Origin of the sequence: Psychrobacter sp. UBA6766 (assembly GCF_002453355.1) — a bacterium.
Classification (GTDB): domain Bacteria; phylum Pseudomonadota; class Gammaproteobacteria; order Pseudomonadales; family Moraxellaceae; genus Psychrobacter.
Genome location: NZ_DKGQ01000008.1, coordinates 99,558 through 122,794 on the forward strand (window position 1 = coordinate 99,558; position 23,237 = coordinate 122,794).

General features: G+C 43.9%; 19 protein-coding genes. 16 read left to right on the plus strand and 3 right to left on the minus strand.

What is annotated here, in order from left to right; genetic code table 11:
- Nucleotides 1-146 precede the first annotated feature (146 nt).
- From betB to B4K26_RS02300, 9 genes are all read left to right on the plus strand, one after another.
- The gene (gene betB, locus B4K26_RS02260; protein ID WP_296243268.1) at nucleotides 147-1,661 is read left to right on the plus strand and encodes a betaine-aldehyde dehydrogenase; all 1,515 of its coding nucleotides are present in this window, start codon (nucleotides 147-149) and stop codon (nucleotides 1,659-1,661) included.
- A 119-nt stretch (nucleotides 1,662-1,780) separates the two neighbouring features.
- A complete protein-coding gene (betA, locus tag B4K26_RS02265; RefSeq protein ID WP_296243269.1) occupies nucleotides 1,781-3,481 on the plus strand; it encodes a choline dehydrogenase in 1,701 nt (566 codons plus the stop codon).
- A gap of 318 nt (nucleotides 3,482-3,799) precedes the next feature.
- Nucleotides 3,800-5,845: a choline BCCT transporter BetT gene (gene betT, locus B4K26_RS02270; protein ID WP_296243270.1), complete on the plus strand. Its 2,046-nt coding sequence runs from the start codon at nucleotides 3,800-3,802 to the stop codon at nucleotides 5,843-5,845.
- Nucleotides 5,846-6,502: 657 nt separating this feature from the next.
- Nucleotides 6,503-7,417, plus strand: a complete 915-nt coding sequence (locus B4K26_RS02275; protein WP_296243271.1) for a hypothetical protein — start codon at nucleotides 6,503-6,505, stop codon at nucleotides 7,415-7,417.
- A 57-nt stretch (nucleotides 7,418-7,474) separates the two neighbouring features.
- Nucleotides 7,475-8,059 (plus strand): alpha/beta hydrolase, encoded by a 585-nt coding sequence (locus B4K26_RS02280; RefSeq protein WP_296243273.1) that lies wholly within the window; start codon nucleotides 7,475-7,477, stop codon nucleotides 8,057-8,059.
- A 292-nt stretch (nucleotides 8,060-8,351) separates the two neighbouring features.
- Nucleotides 8,352-8,987, plus strand: coding sequence for a hypothetical protein (locus B4K26_RS02285; RefSeq protein ID WP_296243274.1), 636 nt, complete (start codon nucleotides 8,352-8,354; stop codon nucleotides 8,985-8,987).
- A 307-nt stretch (nucleotides 8,988-9,294) separates the two neighbouring features.
- A complete protein-coding gene (locus B4K26_RS02290) occupies nucleotides 9,295-9,960 on the plus strand; it encodes a glutathione S-transferase (protein ID WP_296243275.1) in 666 nt (221 codons plus the stop codon).
- Nucleotides 9,961-10,000: 40 nt separating this feature from the next.
- Nucleotides 10,001-10,567 (plus strand): tellurite resistance methyltransferase TehB, encoded by a 567-nt coding sequence (gene tehB, locus B4K26_RS02295; protein ID WP_296243277.1) that lies wholly within the window; start codon nucleotides 10,001-10,003, stop codon nucleotides 10,565-10,567.
- 249 nt (nucleotides 10,568-10,816) lie between these two features.
- On the plus strand, nucleotides 10,817-11,497 hold the full coding sequence (locus B4K26_RS02300) for a DUF421 domain-containing protein (RefSeq protein WP_296243278.1): 681 nt from the start codon (nucleotides 10,817-10,819) through the stop codon (nucleotides 11,495-11,497).
- Between the two features lie 25 nt (nucleotides 11,498-11,522).
- On the opposite strand, the gene B4K26_RS02305 is transcribed toward B4K26_RS02300, so the two are convergent.
- Nucleotides 11,523-11,999, minus strand: coding sequence for a CinA family protein (locus tag B4K26_RS02305; protein WP_296243279.1), 477 nt, complete (start codon nucleotides 11,997-11,999; stop codon nucleotides 11,523-11,525).
- A 379-nt stretch (nucleotides 12,000-12,378) separates the two neighbouring features.
- Between B4K26_RS02305 and B4K26_RS02310 the strand changes: the two genes are divergently transcribed.
- Nucleotides 12,379-12,819, plus strand: coding sequence for an MgtC/SapB family protein (locus tag B4K26_RS02310; RefSeq protein ID WP_296243281.1), 441 nt, complete (start codon nucleotides 12,379-12,381; stop codon nucleotides 12,817-12,819).
- 185 nt (nucleotides 12,820-13,004) lie between these two features.
- On the opposite strand, the gene B4K26_RS02315 is transcribed toward B4K26_RS02310, so the two are convergent.
- Together B4K26_RS02315 and B4K26_RS02320 are read right to left on the minus strand one after the other, a co-directional pair.
- Nucleotides 13,005-13,409, minus strand: coding sequence for a hypothetical protein (locus B4K26_RS02315; protein WP_296243282.1), 405 nt, complete (start codon nucleotides 13,407-13,409; stop codon nucleotides 13,005-13,007).
- Between the two features lie 165 nt (nucleotides 13,410-13,574).
- The gene (locus tag B4K26_RS02320; RefSeq protein WP_296243283.1) at nucleotides 13,575-13,919 is read right to left on the minus strand and encodes a KGG domain-containing protein; all 345 of its coding nucleotides are present in this window, start codon (nucleotides 13,917-13,919) and stop codon (nucleotides 13,575-13,577) included.
- A gap of 562 nt (nucleotides 13,920-14,481) precedes the next feature.
- On the opposite strand from B4K26_RS02320, the gene B4K26_RS02325 reads away from it, so the two are divergent.
- The 6 genes from B4K26_RS02325 (at nucleotide 14,482) to B4K26_RS02350 (ending at nucleotide 23,079) form a co-directional block, all read left to right on the plus strand.
- Nucleotides 14,482-15,435: a LysR substrate-binding domain-containing protein gene (locus B4K26_RS02325; RefSeq protein ID WP_296243284.1), complete on the plus strand. Its 954-nt coding sequence runs from the start codon at nucleotides 14,482-14,484 to the stop codon at nucleotides 15,433-15,435.
- Between the two features lie 259 nt (nucleotides 15,436-15,694).
- On the plus strand, nucleotides 15,695-16,966 hold the full coding sequence (locus tag B4K26_RS02330) for a 2-aminoadipate transaminase (RefSeq protein WP_296243285.1): 1,272 nt from the start codon (nucleotides 15,695-15,697) through the stop codon (nucleotides 16,964-16,966).
- Nucleotides 16,967-17,097: 131 nt separating this feature from the next.
- Nucleotides 17,098-18,534, plus strand: coding sequence for a 2-oxoadipate dioxygenase/decarboxylase HglS (gene hglS / locus B4K26_RS02335; protein ID WP_409521372.1), 1,437 nt, complete (start codon nucleotides 17,098-17,100; stop codon nucleotides 18,532-18,534).
- A 141-nt stretch (nucleotides 18,535-18,675) separates the two neighbouring features.
- Nucleotides 18,676-20,166: an aldehyde dehydrogenase family protein gene (locus tag B4K26_RS02340; protein ID WP_296243288.1), complete on the plus strand. Its 1,491-nt coding sequence runs from the start codon at nucleotides 18,676-18,678 to the stop codon at nucleotides 20,164-20,166.
- 151 nt (nucleotides 20,167-20,317) lie between these two features.
- Nucleotides 20,318-21,775: a Na+/H+ antiporter NhaC gene (gene nhaC / locus B4K26_RS02345; protein WP_296243289.1), complete on the plus strand. Its 1,458-nt coding sequence runs from the start codon at nucleotides 20,318-20,320 to the stop codon at nucleotides 21,773-21,775.
- A 17-nt stretch (nucleotides 21,776-21,792) separates the two neighbouring features.
- Nucleotides 21,793-23,079 carry an NAD(P)/FAD-dependent oxidoreductase gene (locus B4K26_RS02350; protein WP_296243290.1) on the plus strand — a complete coding sequence of 429 codons (1,287 nt, stop codon included), beginning with the start codon at nucleotides 21,793-21,795 and terminating at the stop codon, nucleotides 23,077-23,079.
- Nucleotides 23,080-23,237: the final 158 nt, after the last annotated feature.

Here is a 23,237-nt window from a genome sequence, read left to right on the forward strand (position 1 = left end):
CCGTTTTTGAATGATTTATAAAAGATGCACTTACAAAAAATTGTAGAAATAGATCAGGTAAATTTATTTTAAACACTTAACTCATGACGAAATTATTTGGTACTAGCTTGTTCAAAAAGCTTTGCCAGTCGTCAAAAGGAGAACGCATGACAGCTACTAAGACAAACACAAGTAACGTAAAAGACATTATCGATTTAAAACAAACACAGACCGCTTATATCAACGGACGTTATTTGGCTGTTGATGACGCACTAATAGCTTTTAAAGATATTAATCCAGCGACAGGTGAAGTACTTGCGATCATTCAACAAACGACTGCTGAGCAAATCGATGAGGCGGTAAAAGCAGCACAAAAAGGCCAAAAAATTTGGGCGGCGATGGCGCCAGTCGAACGTAGTCGGATTTTGTTAAAGGCGGTTGCGCTATTGCGCGAGCGTAATGATGTGCTGGCATTGCTCGAAACTCAAGACACAGGTAAAGCGCTGTCTGAAACCAAGTATGTCGATATCGTGACTGGTGCCGATGTTATTGAATATTATGCTGGTCTTGCACCAATGTTAGAAGGTCGTCAAATTCCATTGCGCGATAGCAGCTTTGTTTACACACGTCGTGAGCCACTCGGTGTGGTTGCTGGTATCGGTGCATGGAACTATCCTATTCAAATCGCCATGTGGAAAGCTGCGCCTGCATTGGCTGCTGGTAACGCGATGATTTTTAAACCTTCAGAAGTCACGCCATTGACTGCTTTAAAACTGGCAGAGATATTGACAGAAGCAGGCTTGCCAAATGGCGTCTTTAACGTTGTGCAAGGCGACTATAAAGTGGGTGAAGCATTAACCCAGCATCCTGATATTGCCAAAGTATCGTTTACAGGCGGCGTACCAACAGGAAAAAAAGTTATGGCAAGCGCAGCATCATCGTCGCTTAAAGACGTCACCTTGGAGCTTGGTGGTAAGTCACCATTGATTATTTTTGACGATGCGGACATCGATATGGCAGCGGATATCGCTATGATGGCGAACTTTTATAGCACCGGTCAGGTTTGTACTAATGGAACGCGGGTCTTTATTCCTAAGCATTTACAAGAAAAATTTGAACAAGCGATCTTAACGCGGGTCAAACGTATCAAATTGGGTAATCCGCTGGATGAAAACACCAATATGGGACCACTGGTTAGCTTTCCGCATATGGAGAGAGTGCTTGACTATATCGAGCAGGGTAAAGCCAGCGGCGCACGCTTATTAATCGGTGGTGAACGTATCACGGCAGCCGATCTTGCTAAAGGTGCTTTTGTCGCACCGACGGTATTTACCGATTGCGGCGATGAGATGATCATTGTCCGTGAAGAAATTTTTGGCCCAGTGATGTCGATATTGACTTATGAGAGTGAAGAAGAAGTCATTCGCCGTGCTAATGATACCGAGTACGGCTTGGCCGCAGGAGTCGTGACTACAGACTTAACCCGCGCACATCGCGTCATCGGACAGATTGAAGCGGGAATTTGTTGGTTAAATACCTGGGGCGAGTCGCCTGCGCAAATGCCAGTCGGCGGTTATAAGCATTCAGGAATTGGCCGCGAAAACGGCATCGAAGCCCTTGAACACTATACGCAGACCAAGTCTGTCCAAGTAGAGCTGGGTAAATTCGAATCGGTATTTTAATCCGTTGTATGGTAAGAAGTTTTAACACAGTAAGGTTGAGGCATGAGAAATAATTTTTCCTTTTAGCACCGCCTTACTGCTATGAAATGATGGATTTTTTTAATTTTATGGAGCGTTTTATGACATCAACCACACCTGAATATGACTACATCATCGTCGGTGCAGGCTCAGCAGGCAACGTGCTGGCCACGCGGTTGACCGAAGATGCCAACATTAAGGTGTTGCTTTTAGAAGCGGGTCGTCCGGATCATCGTTTGGACTTTCGCACGCAGATGCCAGCAGCGCTCGCGATGCCGTTGCAAGGAACCACTTATAATTGGGGCTACAAAACCGATCCTGAACCTTATATGAATAACCGTGTCATGGACTGCGGCCGCGGTAAGGGACTTGGCGGCTCATCTTTGATTAATGGGATGTGCTATATCCGCGGTAATGCGCTCGATTTTGACGACTGGGCGAAAATCAAAGGCTTGGAAGACTGGACGTATCTTGACTGCTTGCCCTATTTTAAAAAATCAGAAAACTGTGATGCGGGCGAAAATGACTATCACGGCGTTGGTGGTCCGGTTGAAATTACCACCTCAAAACCAGGCGTCAATCCGCTGTTTGAAGCGATGATTGAAGCGGGCGTGCAAGCTGGCTATCCACGCACAGAGGATCTAAACGGCTATCAGCAAGAAGGCTTTGGGCCAATGGATCGTTTTGTGACGCCTAATGGTCGCCGCGCTTCTACCGCACGTGGTTATCTCGACCGTGCTAAACCGCGCAGCAATATTACGATTTTGACTGGCGCATTGACCGATGTGATTTTATTCGATGGTAAGCGTGCGGTTGGCGTGAAAGTCGAGCATCAAGGTCAAACTAAGACCTTTTACGCCGCTCGTGAAGTCATCGTTTCATCGGGTGCGATTGCCTCACCACAGCTGTTACAGCGCTCTGGTATTGGCCCTGGCCAATGGCTTAAAGACTTGGGTATCAATGAGATTTTAGAATTACCGGGTGTCGGTAATAATCTGCAAGACCACTTAGAGCTGTATATGCAGTATGAATGTAAGTTGCCAGTCTCTATTGCCCCTGCCAATAAATGGTGGAACAAGCCAGCTATTGGTGCTGAGTGGCTATTTAATGGTACAGGACTTGGTGCATCAAATCAGTTTGAAGGTGGCGGTTTTATCCGTACCGATGAGAAATTTACTCATCCTAATATCCAGTATCATTTCTTGCCATTAGCGGTGCGTTACGATGGTCGCAGTGCGGTGAAATCGCATAGTTTTCAAGCGCACGTTGGCTCATTGCGTTCACCAAGTCGTGGCCGCGTCAAGCTGACTTCAACAGATCCAAACGCGCATCCAAGTATTTTATTTAACTATATGTCTCATGAGCAAGACTGGCAAGAGTTCCGCGCGGCGATGCGTATTACCCGTGAGATCATGCATCAGCCAGCGCTTGACTCTTATCGTGGCCGTGCTATTGCGCCGACCGATGATTTGGTGACCGATGCGCAGTTAGATGAGTATGTTCGCAATCATAGCGAGACCGCTTATCATCCGTCGTGTACTTGTCCGATGGGTGAGGGCAATGATTCGGTGGTCAATGGTGAAGGGTTGGTGCATGGTATTGACGGCCTGCGCGTGGTCGATGCGTCAATTATGCCAAATATCATCAGTGGTAATCTCAACGCCACCACCATTATGCTCGCAGAAAAAATTGTCGATAAAATGCGCGGCATGCAGCTACCGCGCTCAACGGCGGATTATTATGTCGCCAATGGTGCGCCGCTCAGAGCCGAGCCAATGCGTGATTATAACTCTGTTGTTTAAACGCCTGTTTAAATGACTGTCTAAACGACGTCATAAGCTATTAAACAAAGAACAATATAAATCGATATCAACAAGAAAGCCTTTCACCGTAAAGGTCTTTTTTATCAGCGCATATGTTTATAGAGATGAAAACCGTTGTGGTTAAATTTACTTAGCATTTGCGTCGTTGTTTTTATAACAGTTTATATTTCAATTTTTATTAATTGGTACTGCTTTGTGCGTCATGCGCTGATTTATACCTTATGAGTTTATAAGTCATAAAACTATGACGGACAAAGCAATATCAGACCCTGTTTCATTTACCGATTGAGGTCTTTTATGTACAGCTCGCCACCAGAAGATGCGACGAAACCCCTGAGTCTAAATAAGACGGTTTTTTTAGGCTCAGCTATTATTTCTATTTTATTGATTATCTGGACGATTGCCTTGCCAGACTATAGTGAGGCATTATTAAGCGCCAGCATGGCATGGGTATCAGAGAGTTTTGGCTGGTATTACATGCTGGTGGTTGCCGCTTATAGTATTTTTGCGTTATTTGTTGGCTTTTCTAAATACGGCGATATTAAGCTTGGGCAAGACCACGAAAAAGCCCAGTTTCCTTTCCTAGCGTGGGCGGCAATGCTGTTCTCTGCGGGCATCGGGATCGACTTATTGTTTTTTGGTACCTCTGAGCCGTTGATGCATTATTTGACGCCGCATGCGGGACTCGAGCCTGCCAGTGCCGAGGCCATGCGCCAAGCGCTGTCGCAAACCTTTTTACATTGGGGTCTTCATGGTTGGGGTATTTATGCACTCATCGGTATGGCCTTGGCTTATTTTGCTTATCGTAAAAATATGCCGCTGGCGCTGCGCTCGCCGTTGACTCCGATATTTGGTGAACGTTTGATTAAAGGCTGGCTTGGTGACGGCATTGATACTTTTGGCGTTGTCTGTACCTTAATGGGAATTGCTACTAGCTTAGGCATCGGCGTATTGCAGGCCAATGCGGGCTTGACCCATGTCTTCGGTATTGAATCAAGCAAAATGGTGCAGAGCATTATTATTCTGGGTGTGGTTGCAGTCGCTGCTATCTCTGCGATGACAGGTGTTGAAAAGGGTGTTCGCCGTTTATCTGAGTTTAATATGCTGTCGTCGATATTGCTATTGCTCGCCATATTGGTAATGGGCAACACAGTGTATTTGCTCAACACCTTTACGCAAAATATCGGTCAGTACTTTCAAACCATTATTTATAAAACCTTTGATGTGTATGCTTATGACGGTGCGGCTGGTGCGGATTGGAAATCAGGTTGGACAATATTTTTCTGGGCATGGTGGGTCGCTTGGGCACCGTTTGTCGGATTGTTTATCGCGCGAATTAGCCGCGGTCGTACCTTACGTGAATTTGTCTTTGGAGTGATGTTTATTCCACTTGGCTTTATCTTTGCGTGGTTTTCTATCTTTGGTAATTCAGCGATAGATTTGGTCGCCAATGGTGCAACCGAGCTTGGTGAAATCGCAGTCAATGACGCGGCGATGGGCATGTTTGCCTTGTTTGAGCATTTTCCTTATAGCGATGTATTGTCATTTGCTGGTGTTTTCATCGGACTGATATTTTTTGTCACCTCCGCTGACTCAGGCGCTTTAGTGCTAGCCAACCTAAGCTCGAGAGGGATGACTAACGATACCGATGCCCCTGTTTGGTTACGTTTATTTTGGGCAGCAGCAACAGGATTTATCACTTTAGGATTGTTATTTGCTGGCGGCTTTGCGTCGTTACAGTCCGTGTCTGTGATAGCAGGTCTGCCATTTTCGCTTATTTTGGTCATGTATATGATGTCGATGTGGAAGTCGTTAAAAGAAGAGGGCAATAAGCGCAAAGCCAGTACGGTTGGCACGGCAAACGTGCTTGATAGCGGTAAAGGCTGGAAGGCGCGGTTGCAACGCATCGTCAGCTTCCCAAGCCATAATCAGGTCGAGCGCTTTTTACAAACGGTGGTTAAGCCTGCCATGATTGAGGTTGAAAAAGAGCTGAAAGCAGGCGGTCTAAATACTTCTTTAGATATTCGAAATCTGGCCACTATCAGTAAAGATATCGATGCTGGGCTGAATGAAAATGACGACCAGATAGATGGCGTAAAACTGCGTGTCGGTCATGGCGATGAAGATGACTTTGTTTACGAGGTCAATTTAATCAAAGCTGAGCGTCCGAACTTTACGCTCAATACTTCAAGTAAGCAGGCCGAGTTTTATTACCGTGCTGAAGTGTTTTTAAGCGACGGCTCACAAGAGTACGACTTGGTTGGCTACACCAAAGAGCAAGTGTTGGTCGATATTTTGCATCAGTACGAATGTCATATGCAGTACCTTCATTTGGAGCGTTAATCAAGTCAGTAAGCGCTAATATATTGCTTGCTAGCTTTTAAATAATCGATTAACCATTTGACAAAAGATAACCCCATAAGTTGCATGCCGCTTATGGGGTTCTTGTATAATTGCTTCAATAATATAAGACTTAACAATAGAAAGCCAAACGACAGCAGTTGTCGCAGGTCGTATTTGAACTGCTTTATTTATATATACTTTTATACTATAGTTATTGAGTCAGGCAAAAATAACATGACGAACAGTTAACCCTCGGGGCGCAACGCTTCACTTTTTAACTGAGTTGTCTTTAAACGCTCTTTGAGCAATGTGATTTTCGTTTACCCCTAAACAACTTCGCCTGTAAAACCCAAAAACTATTTTATTAAAATTCAAAAAACTGAATAGAAAAAATACTCGTTAACTTAGCAAAATGCTGACGCTGCAACAACGGCAAGCTGTGTCTAAAAAAACTAAGAATATAACGACTATTACCTCCCAAAATCGAGCAGATTGCTTAACTTTATAGCTCATGACGTCATTTGAAAAATGGCGAATAGACTCGGCTGGCTTAAAATTGCGATTAAAAAGTACGAAAAATAATATAAGAAAATATGAAAAATAACGCGACAAGTAACCCAAAATTAAAACTGAAAGCAAAATAATAAGGATAAGACGATGACGAAGTTAACCTATCAATTTGAGCAAAAACGCATAGACAATTTGCAGTGGTCAGATGGCGCAAAACTCTCTGGAATCACGGCGCTGGCGAATGATGAGAAAGGGCGCGTGCGCAAAAGTCCATTGTTTTATCTTGAGACCGTTTCGATAAACAGTTATGAAGACGATGTATATTTTGTCAATAATACTGATGATATATTGCGCTTTGTCGCGCCATTTACGCTGTGGCAGAACATAAATAAAGCAAGGGCTAAGCTTGGTGATGTCAGTGCCGAAAATGTAGAAAAAGTGAAACTGTATAGCGATGATATGGATTGCTTATACACGGACGTTTTACCCAAGCAAGCGGTGCGTATTGGTAGTATGCATATCATTTATGATAGCGATGCGCTGATGCAATGGTTTATTACTGTGCCTTATAAAGGCGTTGATACGCATTATGGCATTTGGCAGTTTAATGTGGTGGAGAAGGGCGGAATTGGCGGGTCTTATCCACTACTTTGGGAGGATCTTAGCAAGCCCTCGCACGTAGTGAGCAGTGATTGTTTAACTGAGCGTGATGAGATGCCGATAGAGCCTTTACTGTATGAGGAGCGCTGTTCGGTGCTAGAGCAATTTATCGATCAGTATGGCGTGGCTGACGCCATATTTATCTTGGCTATTAATGATGTGCTCTATCGCTATTGTGTGGGCTGGAGTGCGCCCTACAATGAGTCCGATATTCAGGCAAAAGATATTGCGCGTAAATTAAAAAAGCAAAAGCCAAAAAATGCTGAGGCGGTAAAAGCCATTGTCCAAGAAGTTTACAATTTTTGGTTTGGTAAAGGTTTTGCAAAAAATCTCTCAATGCAGGCTTGTGAGGAGATTTTGAGCTTATATCAAGCGCAGATTGCCAGTCAAAAAGTGGTTTAAATGACAAACCAAATTGATAAAAATAACTCTAAAGAATAATCAAAAAAGGAGAACGCTATGATGTTTCCTATCGAAAATAATGATACCTTTTTACTGTTTTTCCATGGTCTCGATTCAAGTTGCGAGACCAGTAAATACACTTGTATCACACGCGAGCCAAAATACTGCCAAACGGTCAATTACCGCGACAATTTTGCAGAAATATTTGAGATTTACGATACCTTGATTCAAGAAAAGATGAAGCAGTACCCACGCGTAGTATTGGCAGGACATTCGCTTGGTGGTTGGTTTGCCAATCATTTTGCCCATAAATACAACTTACGAGCGCTCTTGATCGCGCCTTGTATTTATCCAAGTGACATTTTAGCTGACCGTATTCCAGAAGTGGCCGATATGAAGCTGTCCTTTCCAACCTCAAACACTGAGATGATGCGAGTGATGGTTGAGGTTGATGATGAAAGCTTGGATGTAGCGGTTGCTAGACGAACCTTAGTCAATCTACCTGATAGCTGGGAAGTTGATTATTTTGACGGCGGTCATCACCGAATTGCCCGTAGTAGTGATATTTGGTATCACTTGGTTCATCTTTGTGAAGACCCTATCGTTTGGATGGATGAGGCGACACATCATGGCGAAGATTAACGGTTTCCTTGTTAAAAAAGAAGTCGGTATCTCGTGTTTATTTTCTATGGGCTGATGTGCTATCATTATTAAACGATCTAACCGTCTATCGTGGGTTTAACAGTTTTGTCGTTACCAATGACTATTGCATATTATTATGATTGCAATCAATGGCAGCGTACAAACCTTGCAACTTCCAGCACGATATAAAACAATCCTGGTAAAGCGCATGAGCCTGTACTCCGACATCCTCATTTGTGCCTGATTTTATACTTTTTTGTCGGAGTTATAGGAATATAAGGTCTTCATTATCATGAGCCACGCTACCAACCCATCCAAATATACTCGCCGTTATCTGCCCTGTCACCCTCTTGCGCAGTATGCCATCACGCAAATAGATATTCTTGAACTGCGTGGACAAGATATTATCAAAGCCATGGGTTATCCTTTAAAACATACCATTCCCGCCTGCGAGCGTTTACGTCACGTGCTGTCAAATAAGCGTCTTGGGCTTGATGGCAGCTATGTCGATAAATACTTTACCGCCGACGAATTTTTAGCCAAGTTATTTGCAGTACTAGATTTGCCTTACGAGCCATTTGCAGAAGACATTGCCCAGATTAAGGATGAAGTAGCACAGGGCTCTAAGCCCCAGCCTCGATATCGCCTGCAAGCCGATGTTGATTTTAATTTTGATGGCAGCTCAAATTGGTTATCTCGTTGGGGCGCTTCATTTTGGACTCATATCGAGTTGCCAAGCGGATTTGCTAAGCTGGATGAAGCCGAACGTAGCACTATTATCAAAAACAGTATCCGCGCGCATTATCAAGAGCATGGGGCTAATGTACCGTACAATGGTGTTATAAAAGGCTATCGATTGATTATTGAGCAGCAAGATAAAGAGGTCGATAGAATCGAGTATAATCTGCCAAAATCTAAGAGTGTTTAACAGCCTACGTATCATTTCGCTTATCATTCTAACAAGTCACTTTTATAGTAATTTAGATTAAACCTCGTATTAAACAAAAGCCTCATTACTTTTAATAGTAGTGAGGCTTTTTGTATGAAGAAAACAATTTTTAAGCTCTAAGCCTACTATTGAAGGCAAGTATGGTCATTGTTATGATAAGCCTAGCTATTGTCACAACTGTCATAATTACCTCTAGAAACCGTCCCTACCTTGACAATAATTGGAAGTAAAATAATAGCTTTTAAGTCTAAAGCGTTAAAAATTAATCAAACTGCGAAACATCTCTATGACCTCTTCTTATCCCCGTTTGTACTCTTTTCGTCGTTGTCCTTATGCCATGCGCGCCCGACTTGGTATTTTATTCGCCGAATTACAAGTGGAGCTGCGCGAGATAGCGCTGAAAAATAAACCGCCGCAAATGCTAGCGATTAGCCCCAAAGGCACGGTGCCTGTGCTGCAGCTTTTAGATGGCACGGTGATTGAGGAGAGTAGAGAGATAATGACATGGGCGCTTACGCAGCAAGATGTGCAAGGATTGCTTGCTGCCCAGACTTTGCAGCAAGCGAATGCGCTGATTGATAAAAACGACAATGAGTTTAAATATTGGCTCGATCGCTACAAATACGCTGACCGTCATCTCGAGATGACCCAAGTAGAATATCGACAAAAGGGTGAAGTGTTTTTACAAACGTTAGAGGAATTGCTGACTAAAAATCCTTATTTGCTAGGCGACAGCGCGACTACCGCTGATATTGGCATCATGCCTTTTATCCGTCAATTTGCGCATGTGAATCGCGATGTTTTTTACCGTTTACCTTATCCAAATCTGCAGCGCTGGCTACAAGATTGGCTCTCCCATCCGCTTTTTTCGCAAGCGATGACCAAATTTCAATCTTGGCAAGAAGAAGATGACGTGGTGGTTTTTCCTGCCGCTTTCATCGACCGTTATTAGTGCTATGATAAAATCTCTCAATTACATATAAGAGGTTGCCATGACCGTTGATCTCAATAGCCGCTACGGCTTGAACCCTGCTCACAGTGACGTTGTAGAAGCTTGCCAAATTATTGCACCGTGCGATGCACTCGACATGGGCTGCTCAAATGGGCGCAACGCGTTGTATCTTAGCCAACTTGGGTTTAATGTGACGGCGATAGATGCCAATCCTAGCGCTATCAATATGCTACAAGACATTGTTAAACAAGAGGGACTTACAAACCTCAAAGCCGAAGTGTACGATATCAATCGTGCCAGCCTTGATGCGGATTATGGTTTTATCAGCTGTACCGTAACCTTGATGTTTCTGGATCCCGCTCGTATTGATGCTGTTATTGCCGATATGCAGGCGCATACGCTGGCTGGTGGTTATAATCTCATCGTTTGTGCCATGAGCACGCAAGCCTATCCATGTCCCGTTAATTTTCCATTTACCCTAAAGGAAGGGCATTTGCGTGATGCTTATCAAGGCTGGGAGATGGTTAAATACAATGAAGACGTCGGCACCATGCACAACGGCGCTCAGTTACAGTTTGCGACGATGTTGGCACGTAAGCCCAGTTAAGCAATGTTAGGCAATGTTAGGCAATGTTAGGCAATGTTAGGCAAAAAATGTTTTTCGCGTCAGTTCAATAAAACTATCCATATAAAAGGTTGTTAGCGCTATCTTTGTCATAGTGTTAGCAGCCTTTTTTAAGTCAGGGCTTGTTTTAAGACATCAGTATCAAAAGCGCTATACATAAGGCTGCGATTCGCCTTAATATACTTATACATAAAAAAATAACGAAATAAAAAAGAATAATGGGAGAATAAAATGGATTGGGCAAGTATTCTTATTTATGACACAACATGGTCTTTTGCCGCAGAAATAGTCATACGCACCACCGTCATGTTCTGCTTAATCATTTTATTGTTAAGAAGTACAGGCAAACGCGGCATTCGCCAACTCACTATTTTTGAATTAACCATGATTCTGTCACTAGGCTCTATCGCTGGTGACCCGATGTTCACAGAAGACTTGCCGCTGATTCAAGCGGTGCTCATCATGAGTCTTGTTCTACTTCTTTATAGACTTTGTACGTGGTTCACCACGAAGCACAAGTTCTTTGAGCTTCTATTAGAAGGCAAATCTACCTATATCGTAGAAAATGGTTTATTGATCATTGAAGATGTCGAAAAAGGTAAAATGTCGCACGATGAATTTTTTACTGAAATGCGGCAACAAGGCGTGCGTCACTTAGGACAAGTGGAGATAGGATTACTCGAAACGGATGGTCAGTTTAGTGTTTTGTTATTTCCACACGACGAAACGCAGTATGGGCTACCAATTTTCCCTAAAGAATTTCAGGCAGCAAAGGTAATAGAAAATGGTCACCCTTATGCCTGTATGCATTGCGCCTATGTCGAGTATATCTCAGCGCCAGATGAAGTGTGCAATCGTTGTCATCATTTAAAAGGCTGGGCGAAAGCGCTGAATAATAAGATTGTGAACTAACCAACATGAACCAGCTTGGCAGGCATCAATCCCCATGCTGGTTGACCACGTCAATAATACTCTTACAAATAATACTGTTTATGCTGCGTAGCTTTTGCTCAGGCGCGCCTTCACAGAAGCAGCGAAAATCATAAATCTCGCCTTTATAGCCAATGCAGTAAAAAAACGTTCCGACGGGCTTCTCTTCCGTTTCAGAACCACCGGGCTTTAGCAGGCCTGTACACGCCACATGTAAGTCGGCCTCAAACATTTTTTTAGATTTAACGACGAGCTCGTGGGTAACCTCTAAAGATTCAGGCGTATACTCCGCGATTAACTCGCTAGACACCTTTAACACGTTCTTTTTTATGGAAGCGTCATAACATACTAATCCACCCATTAATACATCGCCTGAATAGGAACTGACAGAAAAACAGTGCGCTAGATAGCCTGCGGTCGCGCTTTCAATAAAAACCACGGTTAATCCCTTATCTGCTAACAGTTTTGCACACGTATCAGTCACAGCGCCCTCCTTATTAAAAAAAGTAACTTCAAAAAAATTGTAATTATCTAAGCAGTTATTACAGTACTTTCTTCTTTAAAATTCAATTTACGTCGTGATGAATTTGCGTAACAGTTTTTTACTTTCTTATGTAATGACAAGGGTAAGAGTAAGAGCAAATTGCGGCTATGGCTCAAATACTAAAAAGGACCGTACCATTTCGCTGTAGCATTGTTTGCCATTTATTGTCACTTAGTTTTGACTATCAGACTTTAGAGAAAATATAACGGCCACAAACAATACAAAATGTTTGGTATCCAATCACTTTTTAACTTAAACTGAATAGGGCACGTCCGCAATTCGGTCGATGGACATCTAAATGGACTCTTAGGTTGTACCTATGTTTGAATTTGATATCAGTCTGAAAATCTTGGCCTACCATTCTTTTCAGCTAGGCATTGCTTTTATATTGTCGCTACCGATTGCTCTTAATCGTGAACTTGAAGACAACGGTGCTGGACTCAGAACCTTTCCTTTAGTGACAATTGCCTCATGCGCCTTTATGTTAGTAGGTATGGATATCTATCAGGGATCTGACGCGGAAGCGAGAATCATGTACGGTATTATTACGGGGATGGGTTTTATTGGTGGCGGAGCTATTTTCAAAAACGAAGATGGTGCAAAGGGTACGGCAACCGCTGCTGGACTATGGAACACAGCGGCTATTGGTATCTCCGTCGCCTATGCACGCTATGAAATTGCCATTATATTGTCTGTCGTCGGATTCATCATTTTGCAATTCTCAAAACCCTTTAAACCAAAACATAGGCGCAAAGATTGATAATTATGCGATTTAATATGATTGGATAAAAGATAAGCGAGAACTATGATGGTCTCGCTTATTTTGTATTAGGCATGATTGGGTTTTAAGTAACATAAGTAATAGTAGCTAGGCGGCCCGACTTTGATAAGAGCTATCACAGTAAATCAAGTCACCGTACTAATTAGATAGGCTGCTTGCTAGCACTATTGCACTCCCTCTGCTGGAGTTTGATTTAGGTTCGGATTGTTTTCGTTGACAGTGACCGCGTCAACTCCTTTTTCTTCATCCTCAACACTGTCTACGCCAGAATAATAGGTATGATCTTCATCGTTTCCTGTATTGTCTGTCGAGGTATCTGTGGAAGTGTTCATCGCGTCTGTATTGTCTTGTGGTGTTGCTACAGGTGCCATTTCATCAGCTTCAGCATCGGTAGATTGAACGTTGTCATTCACAGTGTTCATTTCGCTAGAGTCCGCAGTAGCAGAGTCTGTGCTAGCGTTAGTCGTGTCTTCTCTCTCATTACTACACGCGCTAAGACCAATAAGGCTTGCCAATACGGCTATCCATAATTTGTTTTGGAAGGTTTTTTTCAGTACTGAGTTTTTCATTTTAATATCCTTATTTTAGTTAAGGTACTTCTTACAATTAAAGTATACGTTCACTAAAAAAGCGACTTTGAAAACTATCCAAAGTCGCCTTTTAAAAACGATCTCACGATAATTGAGCTAAGCTAAAGATAGCACGAGGATAGCCAAATATCGTTTTTGTTATTGTTAACGGTTGTTATCATCGTTTTTGTGGCTTTGCTTGCCGGCTTCACGCGCTTCCTCAGAATCAAATTCGTGAGCTGTGCCTTTTTCATGCGCAGCTTTGCCGCCTTCGCTAGCAATTTCACGTTGTTTATCTGGATCCATACTAGCGAAGCCACGGTTTGAGGTATCACCATTGCTATTGCTATTGCTATTGCTATTGCTATTGCTGCCTGACTGGTTATGGCCACCTTGATTGCTATTGTTGCTGCTATCTTGGTTGTTACCATGACCACCCTGGTTGCTGTTGTTGCTACCTTGGTTATTGTTTTGATTGTTTTGGTTTGAGTTGTTTGATTGATTAGTCATTTTCTACCTTCCTTATTTTATATTCATCCAATGAAATTTAATTATTGAAGCTAGTAAATTGCTAATAAACATTACATAGCACTAAGTGGCTATAAAATGGTCATCAACGAGATTAAATATAATAAAAAAACTTAAGGTTTTCAGGTGAATAAAGGTAAAAGATTGTCAATCTCTGTATCATATACTAGTTAATAAAATTTATAAGCATAGTATTATATGGTTAAGTTTACCTACACAATTTTTCGGATAAGCTTTTTAAGACAGTAGGACTTACAATGGGAGCAAGTGAGGAAGGATTTTGAAGCAAAAAATGGCAATTAAGATTAAGCGCTAAAACAGGGGTGTCAGGCTATTTTTCTTTAACGGTCGTTTAACGTATCGTTTAAAATAGAGTAATAATGGCAACGTTAAACCTATAAACTGTTCGATTCATCTGAGTTGAATTGTTAGGCGATTTCTTGTGGTGTTTGCTTTAAATGAGGCAACGCTCAATATATAAAATGAATTTTTTGGCCTTTATTTATGCGCTTAATATGGGTATGACTAAAAGAATGAATACGTTATGAATACTGATAAAACCCCGCTTGCTTTTAGAAGGTATCCTTCGACCACGGCGCTACAATGCTTTGAGACGGCGGCTCGGCATTTAAGTTTTACCAATGCGGCGCAAGAGATGCACATGACGCAAAGCGCTATCAGTAAGCAAGTCGCGCAGCTTGAGGAAATGCTGAACCTGTCGCTGTTTTATCGTACACCGCATCGCATCTCTTTAACGCCAGCTGGTAAAACTTACTACTTAGAAGTGTTGGAAATCCTCAAACATATCGAGGCGGCGACCACCAGCTTGATGTCAAACAGCGACAACTCAGAGGCACTCAAAATCGTCTCGCATCCAACTTTTTGCTCGCGTTGGTTATTGCCTGCATTAAATGGGTTTAGTGCAGAAAATCCGCTGATTAATTTAACCATTAAAGAGCTGGCGGGGCCGTTTTTTTCTGAAGATCAAAACGTCGATGTGGCGTTTTTATATGGCGATGGGATTTGGGGCGGCATGGAGTCGATTAAGTTGTTTGACGAGTATAATGTTGCCGTCTGTCACCCTGATTATTTAACAGACAAAGCCGCATGCATAGGTGATATAGGCAATATAGATAATTGCACGTTATTACAACTCAGCTCACGCCCTAGCGCTTGGTATGAATATTTTAGACAGCAGGATATTCGTATCGATGGCACCTTTGTCGGCCCACGCTTTGATACCTTTCATACGACTATTTCGGCGGCACTACTTGGTTATGGGATTGCATTGGTGCCACTGCGTTTGGTTGCGCCCGAGCTGCGATCAGGTGCCTTGGTAACGGCATGGCGATATGCCTCAAAAGGCAGAGGTGCTTATTATATGTCTTACCCTTTATCCATGGGCAATGCGCATAAAATAAAGGTAATCTTAGAATGGATCTCAGCTTATCTTGAAAAATCAACGGAGCCTGAGCAAGACTTGGATTTTGTCTTGTAATATAGAGCAGATTTAAACTTTTTAGCGATTAATCTTTTAACCCTTTAGCTATTAACAAGGTTAAAAAACAAAGTTTGCAAAAGTGAGGTTTGCAAAAGTACAGTTTGAAAGATAGAAACGCACCGGCCTTGAGCCGGTTTTTTGCCAATGATAGATATAGCAATGACAAAAAGGAATGGCGCCACAACTATTATTCGTTTGCTGATAGTAAAGCGGTTTGCTCAAATGATTCCTTAATCAAGGAAGATGAGAGACCGCCATGGAACAGCTATATAACGTCACCGATGCCTTTACGATGGTACATCCGCTGACACTAACCAAAGGTAAAAATGCCAACGTTTGGGATGATAAGGGCCGTTGCTATATTGATTTTGTCGGCGGTATTGGCGTCTTAAACCTTGGCCATTGTCATCCTCACATCGTCAGCGCGATTGTCAATCAAGCGCAATCTCTGATTCATTATGCTTACAACGCCGCGGCTCATCAGCCGTATCAAACTTTTATGCCAAGACTGTGTGAATGGATTCCTATTCAGGGTGAGCTTGCAGGCATGCTCACCAACTGCGGCGCAGAAGCCACCGAAAATGCCATAAAAATCACTCGCATGAAGACTGGCCGCACTGGTGTCATTGCCTTTGATGGCGGCTTTCATGGGCGCACGCTGGCGGCGGTTAATTTAAATGGTAAGGTTGCGCCTTATAAGCGCGGCTTAGGGCCATTAGCCGGTGGCGTTTATCATATTCCTTTTCCTAGTCCCGATAATGATATCAGCGATCAGCATGCGATCGCGGCTTTAGAGCGTCTATTTGCGGTGGAGACTGATGTAGCTAATATCGGTGCCATTATCGTCGAGCCCGTCCAAGGCGAGGGCGGTTTTCAGCTGCTGTCAGCGACGTTTGCCCAATATCTACGCAGCTTTTGTGATGAGCATGGCATCTTACTCATTATGGATGAGATTCAGTCTGGGTATGGCCGCACAGGGACGCCGTTTGCCTTTACGCATTTGGGCATTGAGCCTGACATATTATTGCTCGGTAAAAGTATCGCTGGCGGCTTACCACTTGGGGCTGTAGTAGGCAAAGCTGGCGTGATGAATGGTCTGCCAAAAGGGAGCTTGGGCGGGACCTATTCAGGTAATCCAGTGGCGTGTGCGGCGGCAAATGCTACTTTGGATATCATGCAGGACGATGAGGTCTGGCAATCAGCTCAGCATTATGCCAACACCATTGAAAATACCGTCAAGGAATGGCAGCAGCAAAATATCTCTCCATGGCTATATGGGCTTACAGGAATCGGGGCGATGCGCGGTATCGAGCTGCGTCACCCAACTTATGGCACGCATCCAAGTGTGATGGCGCGTGTCTTAAAACAAGCACGCGAGCAGGGTCTGTTACTCATGCCAAGTGGCAAATATCGACATATTATTCGCTTACTGCCGCCGCTCACGATTGAGCCTGAAACCTTAACGGCGGGTCTTAATATTTTAAAAGGCGTGCTAAGCAGTATTCCTAATGAAATGCCAAAGCGGTAGTTACTGTGAGTTACTGAGAATTTCTGAAAAGACTGTTTTTATCTAAAAAATATCTTAATTAAAAAGGATACATACTTGTGAACCCTACCTTTATCAATAGCGATGATATTCGCCACAATTTTTCTATCGCCATGTCAGAGATGTACCAAAAAGAAGTGCCGTTATATGGTGACCTCATTGATTTGGTGAGCGAGGTAAATACTGAAGTATTAAATAAGCAGCCTGAAATTAGGCAGCAACTTGAGCACACCGGAGAGATTGATAGGCTAAATATGGAGCGCCACGGTGCGATTAGATTAGGCACCGCCGCTGAGCTGAGTATGATGCGAAGGTTGTTTGCAGTGATGGGCATGTACCCCGTTGGTTACTATGATTTGGCGCCCGCTGGCGTGCCTGTGCATTCTACGGCTTTTCGAGCGCTTGAGACACCGTCATTAAATAACAGCCCATTTCGCGTGTTTACCTCTTTATTGCGTCTTGATTTAATCGATGATGAAGCATTAAAACAAGAAGCGATGACGGTGCTAGATAAGCGCAAAATATTTACAGATGATGTTATTAGCTTGATTGAACGTTTTGAGGAGCAGGGCAGGCTGACGGCGGAAGACGCTAAGCAATTTGTCAAAGAAGCGTTAGAAACCTTTCGCTGGCATGACAAAACACCCGTGTCTAAAGGGCTTTATCGGCAACTACTAAGCCAACACGGACTTGTTGCTGACGTCGTCGGTTTTAAGGGCCCGCATATCAACCATCTGACGCCTAGAACGCTAGATATCGATGCGGTGCAAGCAGGTATGCAGGCAAAAGGCATCCCGCCAAAGGCCATCATAGAAGGGCCGCCTAGACGAAATTGTCCTATTTTATTACGTCAAACAAGTTTTAAAGCGTTAGAAGAAGCAGTTGATTTTAAAAATCCCGAAGGCGGCTATGAGACAGGACATCATACTGCGCGCTTTGGGGAGATTGAGCAGCGCGGCGTGGCGCTGACGCCCAAAGGCAGAGCGCTTTATGACAAGCTGCTTAATCAAGCCCGCCGCCAGTTGGGCATGACGCCAAATGCCGATAACGCCTCAGAGTATTATCAGGTTTTAGAAAGTGCATTTGCAGCGTTCCCTGATGATTATCAAACGCTGCATGATGAAGGTTTAGCGTATTTTTACTATCAAGCGGTCGATAGCCATACAGATAACGAGCCAACGCTAGATTCTATAGACGTAGAAAACGTAAATGACCCTCTATCAAAGCAAGTGGTTACTGATTTGCTTGAGCAAGGAATGATTCGCCTAGAACCCATTGTCTATGAGGATTTTTTACCTGTCAGTGCGGCGGGGATTTTTCAGTCCAATCTACATAACGACAGCACAAACGACAGTACAAACGGCAATGAAAACGACGAACACAGCGGCAAGCAAAGCAATGATAAAGGTCATGCCAATAAAGAAGCGTTTGAGAATGCTTTGGGCGCTCAGGTTTACGATGAGCTTGAACTTTATCAAACGCTGCAAGCGCAAAGTCTCAAAGCATGTTTGGCGAATCTAAATAGTAAAGCTTTAAATGGTGTTATCTAAAACAGTGATAGATAATTGGAACTATTAATGAGCATTCCAAAAAGGAATGGCAGTACGAAATTAATTATTTTGCAACTTAACTGGGTGCAAGTTAAGTTAATAAGTATTCAAGGAAGTATAAATTAATAAAAGGGATGGACTATGATCAAGCAGTATATGGCCGCGATGGGCGTCGAAGAAGCGCAATATCAAAATGGTGATTTTGACGTCAATAGCCCGATTGATGGCTCGGTGATTGGCAGCATAACCTTGGACAGCGTTGATGAGGTCGATACCAAGATTGCCAATGCCAAAAAAGCTTTTAAAGAGTGGCGCGTGGTGCCTGCGCCAAGACGTGGTGAGCTGGTGCGCTTGCTTGGTGAAGTATTGCGTGAGCATAAGGAAGACTTAGGCATGCTGGTGTCCTTTGAGGCTGGCAAGATCAAAGAAGAAGGCCTAGGCGAAGTGCAAGAAATGATCGATATTTGCGACTTTGCCGTTGGGGTATCGCGTCAGCTTTATGGTTTGACGATTGCATCAGAGCGTCCGGGTCACCACATGCGTGAGACGTGGCATCCGCTCGGGGTGATTGGTGTCATTTCAGCCTTTAACTTCCCCGTTGCAGTGTGGTCGTGGAATACCGCGCTGGCTATTGTCTGCGGTAACCCTGTGATTTGGAAGCCGTCAGAAAAAGCGCCGCTCGTGGCTTTGGCCTGTCAGGCGATGTTTGAAAAAGCCTTGGCCAAATTTGGCGATGCGCCAGAGCATTTGTCGCAAGTCTTACTTGGCAAGACAGATGTCGGTAATGCCTTGGTTGAGCATAAAGATGTTGCTTTAGTGAGCGCCACGGGCAGTACGCGCATGGGCCGAGCAGTCGGGCCAATAGTTGCCAATCGTTTTGGTAAATGCTTACTTGAGCTTGGTGGTAATAACGCCATGATTTTGGCGCCAAGTGCTGATTTAGACCTTGCGTTACGTGGTATTTTATTCTCAGCCGTTGGCACGGCAGGTCAGCGCTGTACGACACTACGCCGCCTATTTGTCCACGAATCTATCAAAGACGATATCTTACCTCGCATTAAATCCGCTTATGAAACCGTCAGCATCGGTCATCCACTAGAGGGCAATCTGGTCGGGCCACTGATCGATGAAGACAGCTTCAATAATATGCAAGCAGCGTTGAAAAAGGCACGAGAAGCGGGCGGCACGGTCACAGGAGGCGAGCGTGTCCTTGCAGACAAATATCCTAACGCCTATTACGTGACTCCTGCCATTGTTGAGTTTGACAAACAAAATGACGTCGCCAGAAGCGAGACGTTCGCGCCCATTCTTTATGTCATGACCTACCAAGACTTTGACGAAGCTATTGAGATGCAAAACGATGTGCCACAAGGCCTATCATCATGCGTCTTTACCAATGATTTGCGTGAGGCGGAGACTTTCCTCAGTAATCGTGGTAGTGATTGCGGTATTGCCAACGTCAATATCGGTACCAGTGGCGCTGAGATTGGCGGCGCGTTTGGCGGTGAAAAAGAAACCGGCGGTGGCCGCGAATCTGGCTCTGATGCGTGGAAGGTTTATATGCGCCGTCAGACTAACACGATCAATTATTCAAAAGAGTTACCGCTTGCCCAAGGTATTAGCTTTGGTTAATAAAAAGGTTTATACAAACTTTTGCTAATTTGATGTATTTATCAATAAACTGCCAAGCGTACTTTGTATAAGCTTGGCAGGCTAAAAATGATAAGCAATCAAGGATTGATTGCCACTCCCATCGACGACTACTAAGGAAGGTAGAACTATTATGATCGATGATAAAACGCATAACCCCAATATAGACGGTTACGATCCGTCGTCTAGCTTTTTACTCGATATTGCGCCGCTTGTATTGACTGCCATCATTCTGATGATACAGTTTTTCGTCTTCAAAGATTTCACCCCTCACATACCCTTAGCCTGCGGTATTTTAATCACTGGCTTATTTATGAAGCTACGAGGCCGTAATTGGCAAGGAATGGAAGAGCGATTTTTAAAGGTGATCAAAATTGGTTTGCCAGCAATGATCATCCTGATGGGCGTCGGAATGCTCATCGGCTCATGGATTATCGCCGGAACCGTCCCAACCATTCTTTACTACGGCTTTAGTATCTTCTCTCCTTCCTCGTTTTTATTTTCTGTCTGTCTTATTTGCGCCATCATTTCTGTCGCTACTGGAACCTCGTGGGGTACGGTCGGAACCGTGGGTCTTGCGATGATGGGAATTGGCATGGGGCTTGGTCTTCCCCCGCACCTGACAGGTGGCGCTATCGTCTCCGGTGCTTTTTTTGGCGACAAAATGTCACCGCTATCAGATACCACTAATTTAACCCCAGCCGCGGCGGGTGTAGACCTTTGGGATCATATTAAGGGTATGTTACCGACGACCGTGCCCGCCATGATTACCGCTTTAGCGCTCTATGCTTGGATTGGTATGGGTTATGGTGACGATAGTATCGATTTGTCTTCTATCCGTGCGCTACAAGACAACTTAGCGGCCAATTACAACTTAAGTGTGATCACCTTATTGCCAGCGTTAGTGGTCATTGTCGCCGCTGTGATGAAAATGCCAGCGATACCGACGGTGTTAAGCGGGGTGCTGGTAGGTTCAGTAATTGCTGTCTTTATGCAAGGCGTTGGCGTGAGTGATGTTTTTAATGTTCTACAAAATGGCTTTGTCAGTAAGACGGGTTTTGAAGTGGTAGATCAATTGTTGTCAAAGGGTGGCGTAATGTCGATGACATGGGTCATTACTTTGACCATTTTTGCCCTTGCTTTTATCGGTTCACTTGAGCACTACGGTACGCTCAAAGCCATCATGGCCAAAATAGATAAAGCGGTGAAGTCGCGTATCGGTTTGATTCTCACCACCTACGCCAGTGTTCTTGGGGTTGGGACGTTAATCGGTGATGTCTATACGACGTTGGTATTGCCAGGACGTTTATTACAAGATAAATATAAAGACATGGGCTATAAGCGCACAACCTTGACGCGCTCTATCGAAGACACTGGTACGCTTTTATCACCACTTATCCCGTGGAATATGGGCGGTAGTTTCGTCGCAGCGACACTCGGTATAGCTACATTGACTTATGCGCCTTTTGCTTTTGCCTGTTGGTTATCGCCTTTATTTGGGCTGTTATGGGCGTTCCTTGATAAATTCATACCGCGCGAAGAGCCTAAAGTAGAAAAAGTTGACGCAACTTTTACCGTCAAAGAAGCGTGATAGCAAAGGAATATGATATGTTGCAAGAGCACTGTTTATGGAACATGACGGCGCCTAATATTGATGCCTATAGCCAAATGAGTAGCGATACCCAAGCGGCCGTCTGCATCATTGGCGGTGGATATACTGGGTTATCGGCTGCGATTCATTTAGCCGAAAAAGGCGTCAAGGTTGTTTTGCTTGAAAGTCAAACCATTGGTAGTGGCGGTTCGGGAAAAAGCGTTGGGCTAGTGAACGCCGGAACTTGGGCGCGCCCTGATGACTTGAATATCAGTCTGGGTGAAGCAGCCGGTGAGCGTTTGACAGAAGCACTTGGGCAAGCACCAAGTTTGGTATTCGACTTAATCAAACGCTATGATATCGACGCACAAGCCACTCAAGCTGGTAACCTTCACATGGCTCATAACGCCAAAGGTGAAATCGATGTCGATATCAGATACGAGCAGCTTCGCCGCCGCGGTGCCAATGTTGAGGTATTAACTGGCAGCAAATGTCATGAATACTGTGGTACGACCAGTATTAATAAAGCCTTATTAGACCACCGCGCGGGTACCATCAATCCGCTAGCATATGTCAGAGGCCTTGCCAAAGTTGCCACCAACCTTGGCGTAACGATCTATGAGCATTCTGGCGTTGAAGCATTAGAAAAAGTAGACGGTCATTGGTATGCAAGAACTGCTAAAGCGCGCGTCAAGTCTGAGCGCGTTATCATCGCTACCAACGCTTATAGCGAAGGCGAATGGACAGAAATTACTAAAACTTTTTATCTGGTTTATTACTATCAGGTTGCCTCTGAACCGCTCAGCGGCGAGGCGGCAGACCGTATTTTACCTTACAAAACGGGGGCGTGGGATACGCGTTTGGCGTTATCAAGTTTCCGCCGTGATAATGACAATCGGTTATTATTGGGCACGGTCGGTGGTATACAGATGAAACCAAAATCCTTTTATCAAGCGTGGGCCAATGCGGTGCAAAAGAGCTATTATCCAGATTTGCCGGCGTTTAATTGGCAATATGAGTGGTGCGGTAGCTTTGGCTTTACCCAAGATCATATCTTTCGCGTGATGGAGCCCGATGAAGGTTTGCTGACGGCGACCGCTTATAATGGCCGCGGTATTACTACCGGTACGCTTATGGGCAAATGCTTCGCTGAGTATATATTGACCGGTAATAGAGACAGTATTCCTATTCCATTTAAAACCTTAGAAGAGGCCAAAATCCCTTTCGCAGGCATTAAATCTGGCTTTACTGAACTGGGATTGACCTTATACCATGCTGGTCAATGCCTTAAAATTATCAGATAGTTTGGTTGTTTACTGACGAGAAAGACGAGAAATTAGAAAGGCTTGAGCCGAATAATATTATGAACCGTAATAAGAATTTTACTAGGGGATGGCTTGCTTGTTAGGCTTTTTAATGTCACATTTATGGATTATTAATAACTTAGATTAACACATGAAGT